The 16,359-nt window shown below is 57.9% G+C and carries 13 protein-coding genes and 1 pseudogene; 5 read left to right on the plus strand and 9 right to left on the minus strand.

The annotated features are described in order from the left end of the window. Positions 1-3: 3 nt before the first annotated feature. The 9 genes from J7380_RS13285 to J7380_RS13325 all read right to left on the minus strand — a co-directional run bounded on the left by J7380_RS13285 (position 4) and on the right by J7380_RS13325 (position 11,101). Positions 4-1,257 (minus strand): ABC transporter permease, encoded by a 1,254-nt coding sequence (locus tag J7380_RS13285; protein WP_209196258.1) that lies wholly within the window; start codon positions 1,255-1,257, stop codon positions 4-6. After that, positions 1,254-2,174 (minus strand): ABC transporter permease, encoded by a 921-nt coding sequence (locus J7380_RS13290; RefSeq protein WP_209196259.1) that lies wholly within the window; start codon positions 2,172-2,174, stop codon positions 1,254-1,256. Before J7380_RS13290 ends, J7380_RS13285 begins: the two co-directional genes overlap by 4 nt. A gap of 10 nt (positions 2,175-2,184) precedes the next feature. Further along, entirely contained in the window at positions 2,185-3,297 is a 1,113-nt protein-coding gene (locus tag J7380_RS13295) for an ABC transporter ATP-binding protein (RefSeq protein WP_209196260.1), read from the minus strand. A 115-nt stretch (positions 3,298-3,412) separates the two neighbouring features. Beyond that, complete coding sequence (locus J7380_RS13300; RefSeq protein ID WP_209196261.1) at positions 3,413-4,537, minus strand: extracellular solute-binding protein; 1,125 nt, start codon at positions 4,535-4,537, stop codon at positions 3,413-3,415. Positions 4,538-4,851: 314 nt separating this feature from the next. Continuing rightward, positions 4,852-5,940: a sn-glycerol-3-phosphate ABC transporter ATP-binding protein UgpC gene (gene ugpC, locus J7380_RS13305; protein WP_209196262.1), complete on the minus strand. Its 1,089-nt coding sequence runs from the start codon at positions 5,938-5,940 to the stop codon at positions 4,852-4,854. Between the two features lie 3 nt (positions 5,941-5,943). Further along, the gene (locus J7380_RS13310) at positions 5,944-7,599 is read right to left on the minus strand and encodes an alpha-glucosidase (protein WP_209196263.1); all 1,656 of its coding nucleotides are present in this window, start codon (positions 7,597-7,599) and stop codon (positions 5,944-5,946) included. Between the two features lie 9 nt (positions 7,600-7,608). Further along, complete coding sequence (locus tag J7380_RS13315) at positions 7,609-8,757, minus strand: carbohydrate ABC transporter permease (protein ID WP_209196264.1); 1,149 nt, start codon at positions 8,755-8,757, stop codon at positions 7,609-7,611. 4 nt (positions 8,758-8,761) lie between these two features. Further along, entirely contained in the window at positions 8,762-9,769 is a 1,008-nt protein-coding gene (locus tag J7380_RS13320; protein WP_170754134.1) for a sugar ABC transporter permease, read from the minus strand. A 63-nt stretch (positions 9,770-9,832) separates the two neighbouring features. Then, on the minus strand, positions 9,833-11,101 hold the full coding sequence (locus J7380_RS13325; protein ID WP_209196265.1) for an ABC transporter substrate-binding protein: 1,269 nt from the start codon (positions 11,099-11,101) through the stop codon (positions 9,833-9,835). A gap of 215 nt (positions 11,102-11,316) precedes the next feature. On the opposite strand from J7380_RS13325, the gene J7380_RS13330 reads away from it, so the two are divergent. From J7380_RS13330 to J7380_RS13345, 5 genes and pseudogenes are all read left to right on the plus strand, one after another. Then, a complete protein-coding gene (locus J7380_RS13330) occupies positions 11,317-12,348 on the plus strand; it encodes a substrate-binding domain-containing protein (RefSeq protein WP_209196266.1) in 1,032 nt (343 codons plus the stop codon). A gap of 2 nt (positions 12,349-12,350) precedes the next feature. Beyond that, positions 12,351-13,652: pseudogene (locus J7380_RS20385) on the plus strand (GH1 family beta-glucosidase); the annotation flags it as partial. A 42-nt stretch (positions 13,653-13,694) separates the two neighbouring features. Further along, entirely contained in the window at positions 13,695-14,684 is a 990-nt protein-coding gene (locus J7380_RS20390) for an ROK family protein (RefSeq protein ID WP_247742571.1), read from the plus strand. 26 nt (positions 14,685-14,710) lie between these two features. Then, positions 14,711-15,637: a carbohydrate kinase gene (locus J7380_RS13340; protein WP_209196268.1), complete on the plus strand. Its 927-nt coding sequence runs from the start codon at positions 14,711-14,713 to the stop codon at positions 15,635-15,637. A gap of 15 nt (positions 15,638-15,652) precedes the next feature. Then, positions 15,653-16,318, plus strand: coding sequence for a D-lyxose/D-mannose family sugar isomerase (locus J7380_RS13345; protein ID WP_209196269.1), 666 nt, complete (start codon positions 15,653-15,655; stop codon positions 16,316-16,318). Positions 16,319-16,359 lie beyond the last annotated feature (41 nt).

Raw genomic sequence — 16,359 nt, forward strand, 5'->3', positions numbered from 1 at the left:
TCGCTAGTCTGTCTTCAGACTGTTCGGATCAAAGGCCCCGCCGAACCCACCGTTTGTCGACGGCTGCGGCTCCGAGGTCGACTCCTCGTCGCCTCCGCCCAACGTGTTCGGTGCAAACACATTGCCAAACCCGCTGTTGTTTGACGGTTTCGGCGTTGATTGCGCACCACCCTGTTCGGCCTCTTCCGCTTCGCGCTGTTTGCGACGTTCTTCGCGTTGCTTCCGCAGTTCTTGAATACGTTGCTCTGCCTCAAGCTGCTTTTGCTCTTTGACGTTGGCGATGCATTGCGCAGGGTTATAGGCTGTCGCGGTGCCAACCACGGTGATCGTGGCCACGCCGAAGACAACCACCAAAAGGGCCGCCACGTTGCCCGCGAAGAAGCTGGGCAACTTGATCTTGCCCGCCAATTCCTCGACCGTGGCGTTCTTGCGCGCGGCAGCCACCAGCTCCTGCCGTTTCAGCTTGGCCTCGTTCAGCAGAGCAAAGAACACAGTCAGCGCCACGATGATGAAGGCCAAAGCCGAGATCGAAGGCGTGATGCCGTACCGCACCTTTTGAGCCAGTTCGATGGTCAGCGTCGGGTATTCGCCAAAGGTGAAGGTGGTCGTGTTGTAGTTCTCAAACGACGCCAGAAAGGCCAGCACCGCAGCGCTGGCAATCGCCGGACGCATGAACGGCAGCAGGATCTTGCGAAACGCCTGCGCATGGGTCGCGCCAAGGTCCAGCGCGGCCTCGGTCAGGGCCACGTCATACCGCTGCAGGCGTGCCACCAGCACCAGCATGCAATAACTGGCGATAAAGGTGGACTGGCCGATCACGGTCAGGAAGATGCCGTTCGACAGCACACTGTCCGCGCCCAGCCCCAGCATCCGGTTGATCCGGTCCCAGAACACCAGTGTCGAAATCCCCAGCACCACGCCGGGGATCAGGATCGGCGCGATGATGATCGTGTAATAGGTCGCGCGCAGCTTAGGCCAGATTTGGGTCAGCATCAGCGCCCCCGCCAGCCCCATCGCAACCGACAGAACCACCGTGCCCGCCCCGATGATCAGCGAGTTCTTGATGCCGTTCAGGATGCGCTGATCCTGAAACAGTTCTCCGAACCATTGGAAGGTCAGACACTCCCACGGGGTCATTCGCGGGAAGGCGGAGGAGTTGAAGGCTGTGACCGACATGATCACCAGCGGGCCCAGCAGATACAGGAAGAAGATCGCCAGATAGACCCAGATGCTGATACGAAGGAAGGACAGGTTCATTTCCCGATATCCCCCATATTCACCTTGAACAGGCGCATCACGGCCAGCACGAACAGGATACAGGTCACCAGCAGAACGATCGCGTAGGCGGCCCCCTGCGGCCAGTCATTGTTATCGTTGAATTGCTGATAGATCAGCTGTGTGAACCACAAGCTGGACGGCCCGCCCAGAATCTGCGGAGCGGCCAGCGCACCGGCCGACAGCATGAACACCATCGTACAGCCCGAGCTGATCCCCGGCTTGGCATAGGGAATGACCACTCTCCAATGGATACGCCACCACGGCGCACCCAGATCGCGCGCGGCCTCGATCTGATTGTGGTCCAGACTTTCGATCACGTTGTAGATCGGGAAGATCATCAGCAGGATGTAGGCATAACCAAGCCCTGCATAGAGCGCGATGTCGTTGCGGATAAAGTCGAACGGCGTATCGAAGACGCCAAGGCCGACGAACAGGGTGTTCAGCACGCCAGTCTCGCCAAATATGATCCGCAGGGCAAAGGCGCGCAGGATCTCGTTGATCCAGTAAGGGATGATCAGCATGATCGCAAAGATGCGGATATGGCTGCCTTTGGACTGACCCAGATAATAGGCGATCGGGTAGCACAGGATCAGGTTGAAGATCGTCACACAGACCGCAGCGAGCAAGGTGCGGAAGAACACGCGCAGATCAACTGCGTTATAATCCTGACTGCCTCCCTCGGGGCCGTAGATCAGATATTTGTAATTCTCCAGCGTATAGACATCCTTGGGCCCGCCAATCTCGGGCGGGGGCAGGTTGGGCCGGAAGGAGAAATCCAGCATCGACAGCTGAGGCAGGATGATCAGACCGATGGTCCAGAAGATCACCAGACCCAGAATCGCCAGCCCCATACCGGTGCCGTTGCGGTTGAAAAATTCTTTCAGGAAACGGGGCATGTCATTTCCCCTATTCCGCCGCCAGCTCACCCGCCGGAACCAGAACCGCGTTGCGGGTCTCGTATTCCAGCCGGATGGTCTGGCCTGTGTGATCCTCGAAGGATTGCCCGACATTGGGCAGGGATACCTTGATCTCTTTCCCGCCGGCACCTTCGGTGAAGATGTTGAAAACGTTGCCTTCGAATTCCTCATGCTTCACACGTGCCGTAACGCAGTGGTCGCCTGGCGCGTCATCGGAAGCGATAGCAAAAGCTTCGGGCCGGACGAACATCATCGCCTCATCCCCTTCGCGCATCTTGCCCTGATTGGCAGTGGAAATCCGCGCCACCAGATCGCCGGTGCGATTGGTCGAGATCACGGCCTCAGTCCCCATGATCTGCTTGATCTTGCCTCGGAACACGTTGTTTTCCCCAACGAACGAGGCTGCAAAAGCCGTGTTTGGGTCATTGTAAATCGTCTTGCCGTCAGCAATCTGGTCGATCACACCCGCCCGCATCACGGCGATGTTGTCGGACATGGTCAGCGCCTCACCCTGATCGTGGGTGATGTAGATAAAGGTAATCCCCACGCGCTGCTGAATTTCGCGCAGTTCCGTGCGCATGTGCTGGCGCAGCTTAAGATCCAAGGCCGAGAGCGGCTCGTCCAGCAGCAACACGTCGGGTTCGGCGCACAGGGCGCGCGCGATGGCAACTCGCTGACGCTGACCGCCTGACAACTCGCTGGGCAGTTTATCGCCCTGCCCCGGCAAGGCGATCATGTCCAGCAACTCATCCGCGCGTTTACGGCGCTCCTTGGCGCTGGCGCCTTTGATTTCCATTGAGAAGGTGATGTTCTCCCAGACCTTCATCAGCGGAAACAGCGCGAGGTTCTGGAAGATCAGTGCAGTGGGCCGTTTGTTCGGACCGATCCCGCGCATATCGTTTCCACCGATCAGAACGCGCCCTTCGCTGGGGTCAAGAAAACCGGAAACGGCCCGCAAGATCGTCGTCTTGCCGCAGCCCGAGGGGCCAAGGAACGAAAAGAAATCGCCCCCGTTTATGTTCACATTGGCATCCCGCACGGCCACGAAATCGCCGAACCGAATCCACAGGTTTTCCAGATCTACGCCGACCCCTGCACTCATTTTAGGTATCTCCGTCTGGTGCGGATGGGAACCACACCGAAATAGGCTCCGTCACGCCAAAGCGCACGGATGGATGGCCCCCCGCGACATCGCGGAGGGCGTCGTTTCAAAGCGATCAGGCGCTTTTGAACTTGTTGACGAACTCGGTCCGGGTTTCGGCATACCACGGCGCTTCGGCCGGCCACGGGTTGAGGTTGGCCAGCGAGTCGCCCGGATAAGCCTCGGCAAAGTTCTTTTTGTAGGTGTCGCCCGAATATTGGTCGGCACCCAGAACCGGCGAGTTATAGCCGTGGCTGTCAATCGCCACACCAGCCGGCTTCGCCTGATAGGCAAAGTCGATGAAGGCGTAAATCTGATCCATATTCGCCGCACCGGTCGGGATCGACATACCGTCAACCCACGCCATCGCACCTTCGACCGGAGCCTGATAATGCACCGGCTCACCTGCCGATTTCAACGCCAGCGGCGGGCCGTCCCAGGTTTGGCCAACCACAACACCTTCGTTCAGCAGACCGTTTTTCTGAGTATCCGCGTCATTCCAGATCAGCTTGATCCGGTTCTTGCGCTCGATGCACCAGTCGGCGATCTGGCCCCAAACCTTGCGCATGGTGTCTTCGTCACCATAAGCGGCCCAGACCGAACCCGGTTCCATCTCACCGGAACGTTCCATGTAAAGACCTGCGCCCAGCATCATCGAATGCGCGCGACCCATGGTTTTGCCCGCGTTCTCCTCGGACCATACATCGCCATAAGACGGCGCGTCGCCTTCGGGCAGCCATAGATCGGTGCGATAGGCAACGCCTTCGGTGCCCCAGATATGCGGCAGCCAGTGTACCCCTGCGTCGCCAAAGTTCCACGCATCCGTGCCGATCGAGGCCATAGCCGGGTTCACCAGATCAATCGGCACCTTGTTCATGTCAAAGGGCTGCAGCAACTCTAGCGGCTCCCACTGCAGGGACCGGTTGTTAGTGGGCGAGACGATGTCAAAGCCCTGGCCCTTTGTGGCCTTCATCTTGTTGATGATCTCTTCGTTCGAACCAATACCAGTATAGTTGACCTTGATTCCGGTCAGAGTTTCAAACTCCTGCAGGAAGGACGGCGGCAGGTAGTCCGACCACATCAGGATGTTGATTTCACCCGACGAGGCCAGCGCGCTTTTGCTATAAAGCGGGGCAGCCAGCGCCGCCGCACCAGCGCCTTTCAGGACTGTCCGCCGGGACAGGGTCTTGAATTCAGTCATAGTCGTATCTCCCGTTTTCATTAGTTTTTTGTTTTTGTGTCTACACGCTAGACCTTTGCGAGACCTCTGTCAGTCCAAAAGTGACAGTTATCAATTTTCATAGGTCCAGTTTGCGCTGCTCTCTTGCACGATCCTGTGCGCAATTCAGCAAATGCACGGGTCTAGCCCGAAAAACCTCAAAATTGCAGAAACGCTAAAAATATGCCGCTTGATCCACATGCCGATAAATGAGGCAAGACGGAGCAGACCCGCTTACATTTCGAGTGAAGCAGGCAAAACCCGATACGAGAGTGCTTTAGTGATTTACAAAAGAATCAGGATGTTGCGCGCATGCTTTTGCCATCATGGAACAAGTGCACTTTCTCAGGGCTAGCCGAGACTCCGACTGTTTGCCCTCTTTTACCGCGTTGAATCCCTTGCAATTTGGCAATGACGGCTTCGGCGCCTTTACGACTCTCGAAATACAGCAACGTCACCTCGCCCAATGCTTCTGTGAAATCGACAACGCCTTCGAACGCAGGGTTTTCATCGGTGGGTACAAAGTCTTCGGGCCGGATGCCGACATTGACCTGCTTGCCCATGTCTTGCTCTTGGGTCGCGATACCACTTGTAACCGTTCCGCCTGAATCCAGATCAACCACCGTCTCGGAACCAGTTTGCACGATGACACCTGGCAACAGGTTCATCGCCGGAGAGCCTATGAACTGCGCGACAAACTCATTGTCGGGTGTTTCATACAGCTCCAACGGAGTACCAACCTGTGCGATACCCTTGTTGGCCAGAACAACAATCCGAGTGGCCAGTGTCATGGCCTCAACCTGATCGTGGGTCACGTAGATCATTGTGCTGTCGGGCATCGCCTCTTTCAGGCGCGCAATTTCAATGCGCGTCGCAACACGCAGGGCGGCGTCGAGGTTCGAAAGCGGTTCGTCGAACAGATAAACCTTGGGATCGCGCACAATGGCCCGCCCAATGGCAACCCGCTGTCGCTGCCCCCCGGACAGAGCCTTGGGCAAGCGGTCCAGAAACGGTTCAAGCTGAAGGATCTGGGCGGCCCGTTCGACCGCAGCATCCACATCCGCCGCGGGCATCTTCGCGATCTTGAGGGCAAAGGCCATATTCTCGCGCACGGTCATGTGGGGATAAAGCGCATAGCTTTGGAACACCATCGCAATGCCGCGCTGCGCCGGGGGCACATCGTTCATCACCTGCCCTTCAATCTCAAGCGTTCCGCCCGAGATCTTCTCCAGCCCTGCAATCATGCGCAGCAAGGTGGATTTACCGCAGCCCGAAGGGCCTACGAACACGATCAGCTCGCCCCGGTCAATGTCCAGATTGATGTTTTTCAGAACATCCACATGACCATAGGTCTTGGCCACGTCCGTGAGTTTGAGTTCCGACATAGCCTACCCCTTATCCCGCGCCAGCAGGCAGAATTGTGCAGCGTCGAGGGACAGTGTCCCTTCCCCGTCGACGCTGCCCAACTCCTCCCCGATTACGTACCAGTTCCCCTCCGGCAGAGTGATTTGGGTCGGATCCGAGCCCAAATTGAAGGCACAGAAAACCTGCTCGGTCGGGGCATCCCGCAGGAAGGCCAGAACAGGGCCGGTTTGGGTCATTTGCACCTGTTCCCCCGACATCAGTGCCGGATGCGCATGTCGCAGCGCAATTGCGCGACGATAGTGATGCAGCATTGAGTTTGGGTCTTGTTCCAACCTGTCTACGGCGCGTTCGGCTTGCGGCGGGCTGACGGGCAGCCAGGGACGACCGGCACTAAATCCCGATTGCTCGTCCTGCGCGGCCCAGACCATCGGCGTGCGGCACCCGTCGCGTCCTTTGAATTCTGGCCAGAATTCGATGCCATAGGGATCTTGCAGGTCTTCAAATGCCACATCCGCCTCGGGCAAGCCCAGCTCCTCACCCTGATACAGGCAGGCCGACCCCCGCAGGCACATCATCAGGACCGCATGCTGTCGAACGGCCTCGTCGCTTAATCCCCAACGCGTCGCGTGTCGCTGAACGTCGTGATTCGAGAAGGCCCAGCAAGGCCACGCGTCACCGGCCTTGTCCTCAAGTTGGTCAAAAACCTGTTTGGCGTAAGACGCGGTCAATGCGCGTTTTTCCAGAAACTCGAAGGCATAGCACATGTGCATCCGCTTATCGCCGGTGGTGTATTCGCCCATGATCTCAAGCCCGCGCTGCGCGTCGCCGACCTCACCCAGACAGGCGCGACCTTCGTATTCGTCGGTCAACGCACGCAACCGTTCGAGGAAGGCAATATTCTCAGGCTGACTTTTGGAGAAAAGGTGATCCTGATGGTTATAGGGGTTCACCATCGGCGCAATCGAGGCGTTGCGCTGATCCATCGGCAGGCCGGGATTGTCGCGCAGCTGCTTGTCGTGGAAGTAGAAGTTGATCGTATCCAGCCGGAACCCATCGACGCCCAATTCCAACCAAAACCGAGCCACATCCAGCAAGGCGTCCTGAACCGCCGGGCAATGAAAATTCAAGTCGGGCTGCGAAGTCAGGAAGTTGTGCAGATAATACTGCAACCGGCGCGAGTCCCACTGCCAGGCCGAGCCTCCGAAGATCGACAACCAGTTGTTTGGCGGCGTTCCGTCCGGTTTCGGGTCCGCCCAGACATACCAATCGGACTTTTCGTTTTCGCGGTTGGACCTGCTCTCGCTAAACCACGGGTGCTGATCCGAGGTATGCGACAGCACCAGGTCGATCATCACTTTCAGCCCAAGCCCATGCGCCTGATCCAGAAGCTCTTTGAAATCCGCCATCGTTCCGAACATCGGGTCGACATCGCGGTAGTCGCTGACATCATATCCGAAGTCCTTCATCGGAGATTTGAAGAACGGCGATATCCAGATCGCATCGACCCCAAGCGAGGCGATATAGCCCAGACGCTGAGTTATTCCTTTCAGGTCGCCGATCCCATCGCCATTGCTGTCCTGAAAGCTGCGGGGATAGATCTGATAGATCACACCGCCACGCCACCAATCGGACGCTGCTTGGGTTGCCTTGGTTGTGTCCACAGTGTTCTGCACGTTCATCAGAAGCCTCTATTTGACGGATCCGGCCAGCAGGCCACGGACCAGATATTTTTGCATTGCGAAGAAAACGATCAGCGGCACGGCGATCGAGACAAAGGCCGCCGTGGCCAGAATTTCCCAGTTACCGCCCCGCGTGCCCAACAGCTCGACGATCTGGTTGGTCATGACGGTGGTCTGACCCGACGCATCGATCAAAAAGACCTTGGCGACCAGCAGATCATTCCAAGTCCACAGGAACTGGAAGATCGCGAAAGAGGCCAGCGCCGGGAAACTGAGCGGCAGGATTAGTTTGGTGAAGATCTGAAACTCGGTCGCTCCGTCGACCCGCGCGTTTTCGATCAGGTCTCGGGGAAGGCCCGCCATGTAGTTGCGCAGCAGGTAGATCGCCAGCGGCATCCCGAACCCGGTATGGGCCATCCAGACCCCAAGATACCCTTTCCCGATCCCGATATTGAGGTGGAATTTCAAGAGTGGGATCAGCGCCAGTTGCAACGGCACCACCAACAATCCAACTACGGCAGCAATCAGCAGGGCGCGGCCGGGGAAGTCCATCCACGCCAACGCATAGGCCGCAAAGGCGGCCACCAAGATCGGAATGATTGTCGCCGGGATGGTCACAGTCAGAGTATTGAAGAACGCCCGCCCCATACTGTCCGAGGAATCTTCGGCCAACAAAACCTTGTGGTAATTGGCCAACGTGAACTCGGGCGGCAATTCTGCAGTCACGAATACACGGGCGCCCCGGCTGCCGGTAAATTCTTCCGAATTCTCTATCCGGTAGTTGCCTTGCGCGTCCACGGTGATCGTACCACCCCGACGCAGTTCGGCCGTGTCACCAGGAACAAACGCATCCACAGCCCGAGAACTGACACCCCATTGTGAGATCGTAGCCGTCGTTCCCGCGTCAAACAGGTTGCCTTCGATCACGTAAACCCCGTTTTCCAGCACCTGTGTGTCCGGCGCGGCGGACCGCAAAGTCAGGTTCTGTTCGGACGGGAAAAGCGATTTCCACCAGCCGCTTGTGGCAATCTGATCGGCCGTGCGAAAGGACGAGATCAACAGCCCAAGTGTTGGCACAACCCAAAGCACGACCAGAAATATGACCGAGGCATGGACGACCCAGCGCAGCGCCGGTTTGGTTCCTGCAATATCGCTCATGGCCTCACTCCATCTCTTTGCGCGCGTTGCGCACGTTCCAGATCAGGATCGGAGTGACCAACAGCATGATCACCATGGCCGAGGCCGACCCCACACCCCAGTCATTGGCGCGGAACAGCTTGTCATACATGTAGTTGGCCAGAACCTGTGTCTCCCACTGGCCGTTGGTCATGGCAAAGACGATGTCAAAGACCTTGAGCACGGTGATGGTGATCGTGGTCCAAACGACCAGAATGGTGGTCTTGATCTGCGGAACCTTGATGCGGAAGAAAATCTGAAACGGGTTGGCGCCGTCCAGAATGGCGGCCTCAACGGTTTCTTCGGGGATGCCGCGCAAGGCCGCGGACAGGATCACCATGGCAAAGCCGGTCTGAATCCAAATCAGCACGACCATCAGGAAGAAACTGTTCCAGAACGGGATGGTCAGCCACGTTTGAGGCTCGGTCCCGCCAAAGAAGATGTAAAGCGCGTTCAGCATCCCGATTTGGTCCTGCTCGGCCGGGCGGGTGTCATAGACCAGCTTCCAGATCACCGATGCACCCACAAAAGAAATCGCCATCGGCATGAAGATCAGCGACTTGGCGATATTGCCCCAACGAATGCGATCGGTCAGTTGCGCCACCAAAAGACCCAAAGCGGTGGACATCGCCGGCACGATGATCAGCCAGAACATGTTGTTGCGCATGGCTTCCCAGAACTTGGGCTCATTCGCCATCTGGATGTAGTTTTCCAGACCCACCCATTCATAGCCCCCACCGGGCACCCGATCCGTAAGGGACAAGCGCAGCGTTTCGACGACCGGATAGGCCAGATACAGACCCAACGCCGCCAACGCCGGGAACAGGAACAGCCAAGGCCGGATCATGTTCGCGCGGTTGATATTACGCCCTGCATTCGGGCCACGCGCCGGGAACAGCACTTTGTCCAGAAATTGGTTGGAGAGGTAGAAATAGCCCACACACCCTGACACGCCGATGGCGATGGTCAGCAGGCCTTGTAATGCCGGATGCATGCCGCGTCTCCCTTGCGACGGTGGCAGGCAACCCGAACTGGCGGGTTGCCCGATCAGGAACGCTTAGTCCAGCGCGTCCCAGGAGGATTGGATTTCGTTGGCAACCTCTTCCGCCGAGGTCCCGCCCGCATAGTCGACCATGCCGGTCCAGAACGTCCCTGCGCCAACACCGCCGGGCATCAGGTCAGACCCGTCAAACCGGAAGGTGGTTGCACCTAGAAGGATGTCGTTCATCTTCCTCAAAGTCGGGTCCGAGAACAGCGACGTGTCGACACCCTTGTGCGGCGTAAGGAACCCGGTCAATTGCATCCAGGTCTCGTGCGCTTCGGCGGTCTGCAGATACTCGATCAAAGCATGAGCGCCGGGGCTGTCATTGGTGATCGCCCAAAGCGTGCCCGCACCCAGAACCGGGCTGCCAAGATCCTTGCTTTCATAGGCCGGGAAGTAGAAGAAATCCGCGTCCTCACCCACAACCGTGCCTTCCGGGAAGAATGCCGGAATGAACGAGGCCTGACGGTGCAGATAGCATTGCGGCGGAGAGCTGAACATGCCTTTGGGACTGTCGCGGAAATCGGTTGTGGCCACGGCCCCTGCCCCACCAGCGACATAGTCGTCGTTGCGGGCGAAGGCTCCGAATTCTTCGATGGCCGCGATGACCTTGGGGTCATTGAATTTCATCTCATTTGCAACCCAGGCGTCATAGTCCGCGGGCGATTGTGTACGCAGCATCATGTCCTCGACCCAGTCGGTCGCGGGCCAGCCGGTCGCTCCGCCAGACCCCAGACCGATACACCAAGGCGTCTCGCCATCTGCCACAATCTGGTCCGTCAGAGCTTTGAGTTCCTCCATCGTGGTCGGCACTTCGTACCCGGCGTCCTCGAAGTTCTCGGGAACGTACCAGACCAGCGATTTCACATCGACCTTGTAGAAAAACCCGTAAAGGTTATCAGCCCCGTCCGGGCCTGCATATGTCCCCAGATCGACCCAGGATTGGCCCGCAGCATAATTGTCGCGAATCCAATCGGATGTGCCATCTGCCAAAGGCGTCAGAAAGCCGGATTTGGCCATGTCCGCGGCCAGACCGGGCTGTGGGAAGACCGCAACGTTGGGGGCAGATCCCGCTTCCGCGTCGATGCGGATCTGCTGTTCGAAACTGTCCGAGCCGACATAGGCGTACTCATGCCCGGTCGCGGCAGCAAAGCCGTCCAGCACCTTTTCGACATTTTCCTGATCCGGCCCCAACCAGGGGCCAAACACCGTGACCTTGTCGGCATGCGCCGCGCCCGCCATCAGGGCGAACGTTGCCGCGCCTGCGTAAAGCGAGTGTTTCATGAATTCTCCTCCCAACTCTGTCGCGCCCAAGAGACTCAACTTTCAAAGCGCTTTGAATGCCGAGCTTTATCCGCTAACATTCAAGTTCTGTCAATATTAGGTTTGAAATTCGCCAAATAATTAATAAAACACACGGTGAGTAGAAACAGGTTGACCCAATAGGAAAACCCACTCACAACAGTTTTGCCACCAATTTGAAGGCGCTTTGAAACTAAATGAACCTAAAGCAGCTCTCAGAAATCCTTGGTCTTTCGCAGACAACGGTCAGTCGCGCGCTGAACGGATACCCCGAGGTGAACGAGGCCACGCGAGAGCGGGTTCAGGCGGCGGCGACCAAACACGGCTACCGTCCGAACAGCCGCGCCAAAGGTCTGGCCACGGGTCGTTCAATGGTGATCGGACATGTGATTCCCAGCTCATCGCAACATGAAATGGTGAACCCGATCTTCGGTGATTTTGTTGCGGGGGCCGCTCGGACCTATGGCGCGCATGGCTATGACATGATGTTCACCAATGCCGACGACACCTCGATCGAACGCACCTATCGGGACTTGTTCCAACGCGGCGCTGTCGATGGGGTCGTTTTGCAAGGCCCCAAGGTCAACGAACACCGGGTCGAGGTTCTGACCCGCATGGCGGTTCCATTCATCGTCCATGGCCGTTCGACCGGGATCGAGGTGCCGTATGACTGGGTCGATGTGAACAACAAAAGGTCATTCCTGAGGGCGACCCGGTTTCTGATTGATCTGGGGCACAAACGTATCGCGCTGATCAATGGGTTAGAGGATATGGATTTCGCCCAACGTCGCCGCGAAGGATATCTGCAGGCTCTGCAAGAAGCCGATCTGACGCCCGAACCCGCTCTGATGCGCAGTGCCGAGATGACCGAGGTTTACGGCCATCACGAAGCCCGCGACATGCTGCAGCTGGACAACCCCCCGACGGCCATATTGGTCTCGTCAATGATTTCTGCCATCGGAGTGCGGCGCGCTTTGAATGAGGCTGGGCTGAAAATGGGTCGCGATGTATCGGTCATCGCGCATGATGACGACCTGTCCTATCTCAAGAATGGACAAGACGTGCCGATCTTTACCGCAACGCGATCCTCGGTCAGGCAGGCTGGGGAGATCGCCGCCGAAATGCTGATCGACCGGATCAAATCACCGGACGACCCGGTTAAAACTAGATTGCTGGAGGCCGAACTGGTAGTTGGCGGCTCGACCGGCCCCGCCCCTGACAGGTTCTGAACATGAAATATACCCGTGCTGATTTCCCCAAAGATTTCCTCTTTGGTGTCGCAACCTCTGCCTATCAGATCGAAGGCCACGCGCAGGGTGGTGCAGGTCAGACCCATTGGGACACGTTTGCGAACACGCCCGGCAATGTGGTGCGGGGCGAAAACGGAGATATCGCCTGCGATCACCTGAACCGCTTTGATCAGGACTTTGATCTGGTGCGCGAGGCCGGGTTTGATTGCTATCGCTTTTCGACCAGCTGGGCGCGGGTTCTACCCGAAGGACGCGGTGCCGTGAACGAAGCCGGGCTGGACTATTACGACCGACTGGCCGATGCGCTGCTGGAACGTGGCATTCGCCCCTGTGCGACGCTCTATCATTGGGAACTGCCCTCGACGCTGGCGGATTTGGGCGGGTGGCGCAACCGGGATATTGCAGGATGGTTCGCCGATTTCACCGAGGTCATCATGGGCCGCATCGGCGACCGGATGTTCAGTGTTGCCCCCATCAACGAGCCCTGGTGCGTGAGCTGGCTGAGCCACTTCGACGGCCACCACGCCCCCGGCCTGCGCGATATCCGTGCGACGGCCCGCGCGATGCACCATGTTCTGCTGGCACATGGCCGTGCGATCGAGGCGATGCGTGGTCTGGGCATGTCCAATCTGGGGGCGGTGTTCAATCTGGAATGGGCCGAACCCGCCGATGACAGCGCCGAGGCGCGCAAGGCAGCCGACCTCTATGACGGTATCTACAACCGGTTCTTTCTGGGCGGCGTGTTCAACAAAGCCTATCCGCAGAATGTTCTGGACGGGCTGGAACCTTATCTGCCCGCTGGCTGGCAGGATGATTTCGACACGATCGGCGCGCCCGTGGACTGGTGCGGGTTGAACTACTACACCCGCAAACTGATCGCGCCCGCCGACACCGCCTGGCCCGGCCTGCAAGAGGTCCCTGGCCCCTTGCCCAAAACGCAAATGGGTTGGGAAATTGAGCCTTCCGCCCTGACACGTTTCCTGACCCGGGCCGCGCTTGAATATACCGGCGATCTGCCGATCTATGTGACCGAGAATGGCATGGCCAGCCCCAAACGCCAGCAGGATGAGGACCGGATCGACTACCTCAACCAACACTGGACTGCCGTGAAAGACGCGTTGGATCAGGATGTGCCCGTCAAAGGCTATTTTATCTGGTCGCTGCTGGACAATTACGAATGGGCCTTGGGCTACGAGAAACGCTTTGGTCTGGTTGATGTGGATTTTGATACGATGGAGCGGACACCCAAAGCGTCCTTTGAGGCGGTGAAAACTGCCCTCGCCGGTGCACAAGTCTCCGCCCCGCTGGCACAACCCGCCGGAGCCATGCATGAACACTGGAATCTGGTGGCTGATATCGGCGGGACCAACACCCGTTTGGGGGTTATCTCAAACGGGAGACTCACCGATCTGCGCAAATATCCGACGGGTCAACTGCCGCAACTGCTCGAGGCGTTTCACAGCCTGCGCGACGAGATTGGCACCGACCCCCGCGCGGTTGTCGCCGCCGGGGCGGGCCCGGTGCGGGATGGTACGATCCGCCTGACCAACGCACAGCTTGATTTGTCCGAGGATGACATCGGTCGTGCAACCGGCGCGCAACATACTTTTGTGATCAATGATTTCACCGCAGCGGCGTGGTCTGTGGCCGAAATCGGTGCCGGCGATGTCGAAGTGTTGCAGGGAGCAGAAACCCCACCGGTCGGGACCCGCCTGGTCGTTGGGCCGGGCACCGGGCTTGGGGTTGGGTCGTTGCTCTATTCCGAGGGGCACTATCATACGGCATCCGGCGAAGGCGGCCATGTGGGCCTGTCCCCGCGCCAGGCTGACGAGGTTGAAGTATTTCGCGCCGCCCGCGAGGTCGCGCCCGAGTGTTTCTTTGACGACTCGCTGACCCTTGAGGCCGAGATGTTCCTGAGCGGCACCGGCCTGCCCATCCTCTACCAAGCCATCCAACTCGCAGCCGGTCAAACCAGTGCGGAAACCCGTCCCGCAAAGGATATCCTGCAAGACGCGCTGGCTCAAACCGACCCTCATGCGGTGCGCGCGGCCCATATGTTCACCACGCATCTGGGGGCCGTCATGGGCGATATGGCTGTAACCATGATGCCTGCGGGCGGTGTTTTTCTGGTGGGCGGCGTGGCCGAAAAGAACCGTTGGCTGTTCACGGACGCCTTCCGAGACGCCTTCAACGCAGGGGGACGGTTTAGTGAATTGCGCCGGTCGATGAACCTTTATGTCTCGGAACAGGATGAATTTGGCATTGTTGGCGCTAACAATTTCTGCAAAAGTGCGCTCGCGCGTCGGATGGCCTGACACGACCAAACCGGAAAGGTCCCTGAATGATCTTGTGCTGCGGTGAAGCGCTGATCGACATGATCCCCGCCCCGACCACCGACGGTGGGCAGGGTTTTGTTCCCCATTCCGGCGGGGCGATTTTCAATACCGCCATCGCGTTGGGTCGTTTGGGCGCATCGGTCGGAATGCTCACTGGTTTGTCCCGCGATATGTTCGGCGATCAGCTTGTCGACGCCTTAACCAACAGCCACGTAGATCAGACGCATGTCATTCGCTCGGATCGTCCAACGACTTTGGCATTCGTACAGTTGAAAAACGGCCACGCGACCTACTCGTTTAACGACGAAAACTCGGCGGGCCGAATGCTGATACCCAAAGACATGCCGCCGCAGTTGGCCGGTGTTACGGCCCTTTATTTTGGCGGGATAAGTCTTGCTTGCGAACCCTGCGCTGATGCCTACGCTTCGGTTCTGGAGCAGCATGGTTCTGACCGCGCCGTTATGCTGGACCCTAACATCAGGCCAGGCTTCATCAGGGATGAGTCACGGTATCGAACGCGGTTGAACCGTATGATCTCGCAGTCGGATATTGTAAAAGTATCGGACGAGGATCTTGATTGGATTCTTCCCGGACAAAAAGGTACCGCTGACAAAGCCCGGCGATTGCTACAAGACGGACCTACCGCCGTGATTGTAACAAAAGGCAGCGATGGGGCTACGGGCTATTTGGCAGACGGAACAGAAATATCGACACCCTCCAACCCGGTCGAAGTCGTCGATACGGTCGGCGCTGGCGACACGTTCAATGCGGGCGTTCTTGCAGAGTTGCAGAATTCCGGTCACTTGACCAAGTCAGCCGTACGCCATCTTACAACTGATGCGCTAGGCGCGGCCCTCATCAAAGGGGCACAGGTTGCTGCGATCACTGTATCCCGCGCCGGGGCAAACCCACCCTGGGCGCATGAGCTTTGAGCTGAAGAGGCACAGATGAAACGATCTGAAATTAATTCCATCAAATCCGAAGCAGAGGCATTTATTCACTCTTTCGGCGCTGTATTGCCTCCGTTCGCCACGTGGTCGCCTGACCGTATGCGCAGCGATGATGCGCAAGGGATTCGAGACCGTAGTTTGGGCTGGGATATCACCGATTACGGGCAAGGCCGGTTTGATGAGCTGGGATTATTCCTTTTCACCTTGCGCAACGGCGACGTGACCGATCTGAATAAAGGCCGGGGGATGCTCTATGCCGAAAAGCTGTTGGTGTCCCGCGACAAACAGCTTTCGCCGATGCATCGCCACATCATCAAGGCCGAAGACATCATCAACCGCGGCGGCGGCGATCTTGTGATGGAGATTTATGCGTCGGACCCGGATGGCGGTATTGACCGTGACAACCCTGTCGTCGTCCCCAGCGACAGTTGTCCTGTAACCATCAAACCCGGAGAGCTATTGCGCCTGCAACCGGGAGAAAGCGTTACGCTAATGCCCGGGATATGGCACGCCTTCTGGGCGGAAAAGGGCGACTGCTTGATAGGCGAGGTCTCCACAGTTAACGACGACCGCACGGACAATGTATTCGAAGACCCTATCCCGCGTTTTGCAACGATCGAAGAAGATGTTGCGCCTGACTTCTTGCTGGTATCGGACTACTAGCCACATAAGTCCGTTTTACTAAACGGAAAAACCCGGTATCA

Origin of the sequence: Ruegeria sp. R8_1, from assembly GCF_017743815.1 — a bacterium.
Taxonomy (GTDB): Bacteria; Pseudomonadota; Alphaproteobacteria; order Rhodobacterales; family Rhodobacteraceae; genus Ruegeria; species Ruegeria lacuscaerulensis_A.

Bases quoted from the DNA above. Each gene is read 5' to 3' on its own strand.
- J7380_RS13285 (WP_209196258.1), bottom strand. From the start codon at position 1,257: ATGAACCTGTCCTTCCTTCGTATCAGCATCTGGGTCTATCTGGCGATC.
- J7380_RS13290 (WP_209196259.1), bottom strand. From the start codon at position 2,174: ATGCCCCGTTTCCTGAAAGAATTTTTCAACCGCAACGGCACCGGTATG.
- J7380_RS13295 (WP_209196260.1), bottom strand. From the start codon at position 3,297: ATGAGTGCAGGGGTCGGCGTAGATCTGGAAAACCTGTGGATTCGGTTC.
- J7380_RS13300 (WP_209196261.1), bottom strand. From the start codon at position 4,537: ATGACTGAATTCAAGACCCTGTCCCGGCGGACAGTCCTGAAAGGCGCT.
- ugpC (WP_209196262.1), bottom strand. From the start codon at position 5,940: ATGTCGGAACTCAAACTCACGGACGTGGCCAAGACCTATGGTCATGTG.
- J7380_RS13310 (WP_209196263.1), bottom strand. From the start codon at position 7,599: ATGAACGTGCAGAACACTGTGGACACAACCAAGGCAACCCAAGCAGCG.
- J7380_RS13315 (WP_209196264.1), bottom strand. From the start codon at position 8,757: ATGAGCGATATTGCAGGAACCAAACCGGCGCTGCGCTGGGTCGTCCAT.
- J7380_RS13320 (WP_170754134.1), bottom strand. From the start codon at position 9,769: ATGCATCCGGCATTACAAGGCCTGCTGACCATCGCCATCGGCGTGTCA.
- J7380_RS13325 (WP_209196265.1), bottom strand. From the start codon at position 11,101: ATGAAACACTCGCTTTACGCAGGCGCGGCAACGTTCGCCCTGATGGCG.
- J7380_RS13330 (WP_209196266.1), top strand. From the start codon at position 11,317: ATGAACCTAAAGCAGCTCTCAGAAATCCTTGGTCTTTCGCAGACAACG.
- J7380_RS20390 (WP_247742571.1), top strand. From the start codon at position 13,695: ATGCATGAACACTGGAATCTGGTGGCTGATATCGGCGGGACCAACACC.
- J7380_RS13340 (WP_209196268.1), top strand. From the start codon at position 14,711: ATGATCTTGTGCTGCGGTGAAGCGCTGATCGACATGATCCCCGCCCCG.
- J7380_RS13345 (WP_209196269.1), top strand. From the start codon at position 15,653: ATGAAACGATCTGAAATTAATTCCATCAAATCCGAAGCAGAGGCATTT.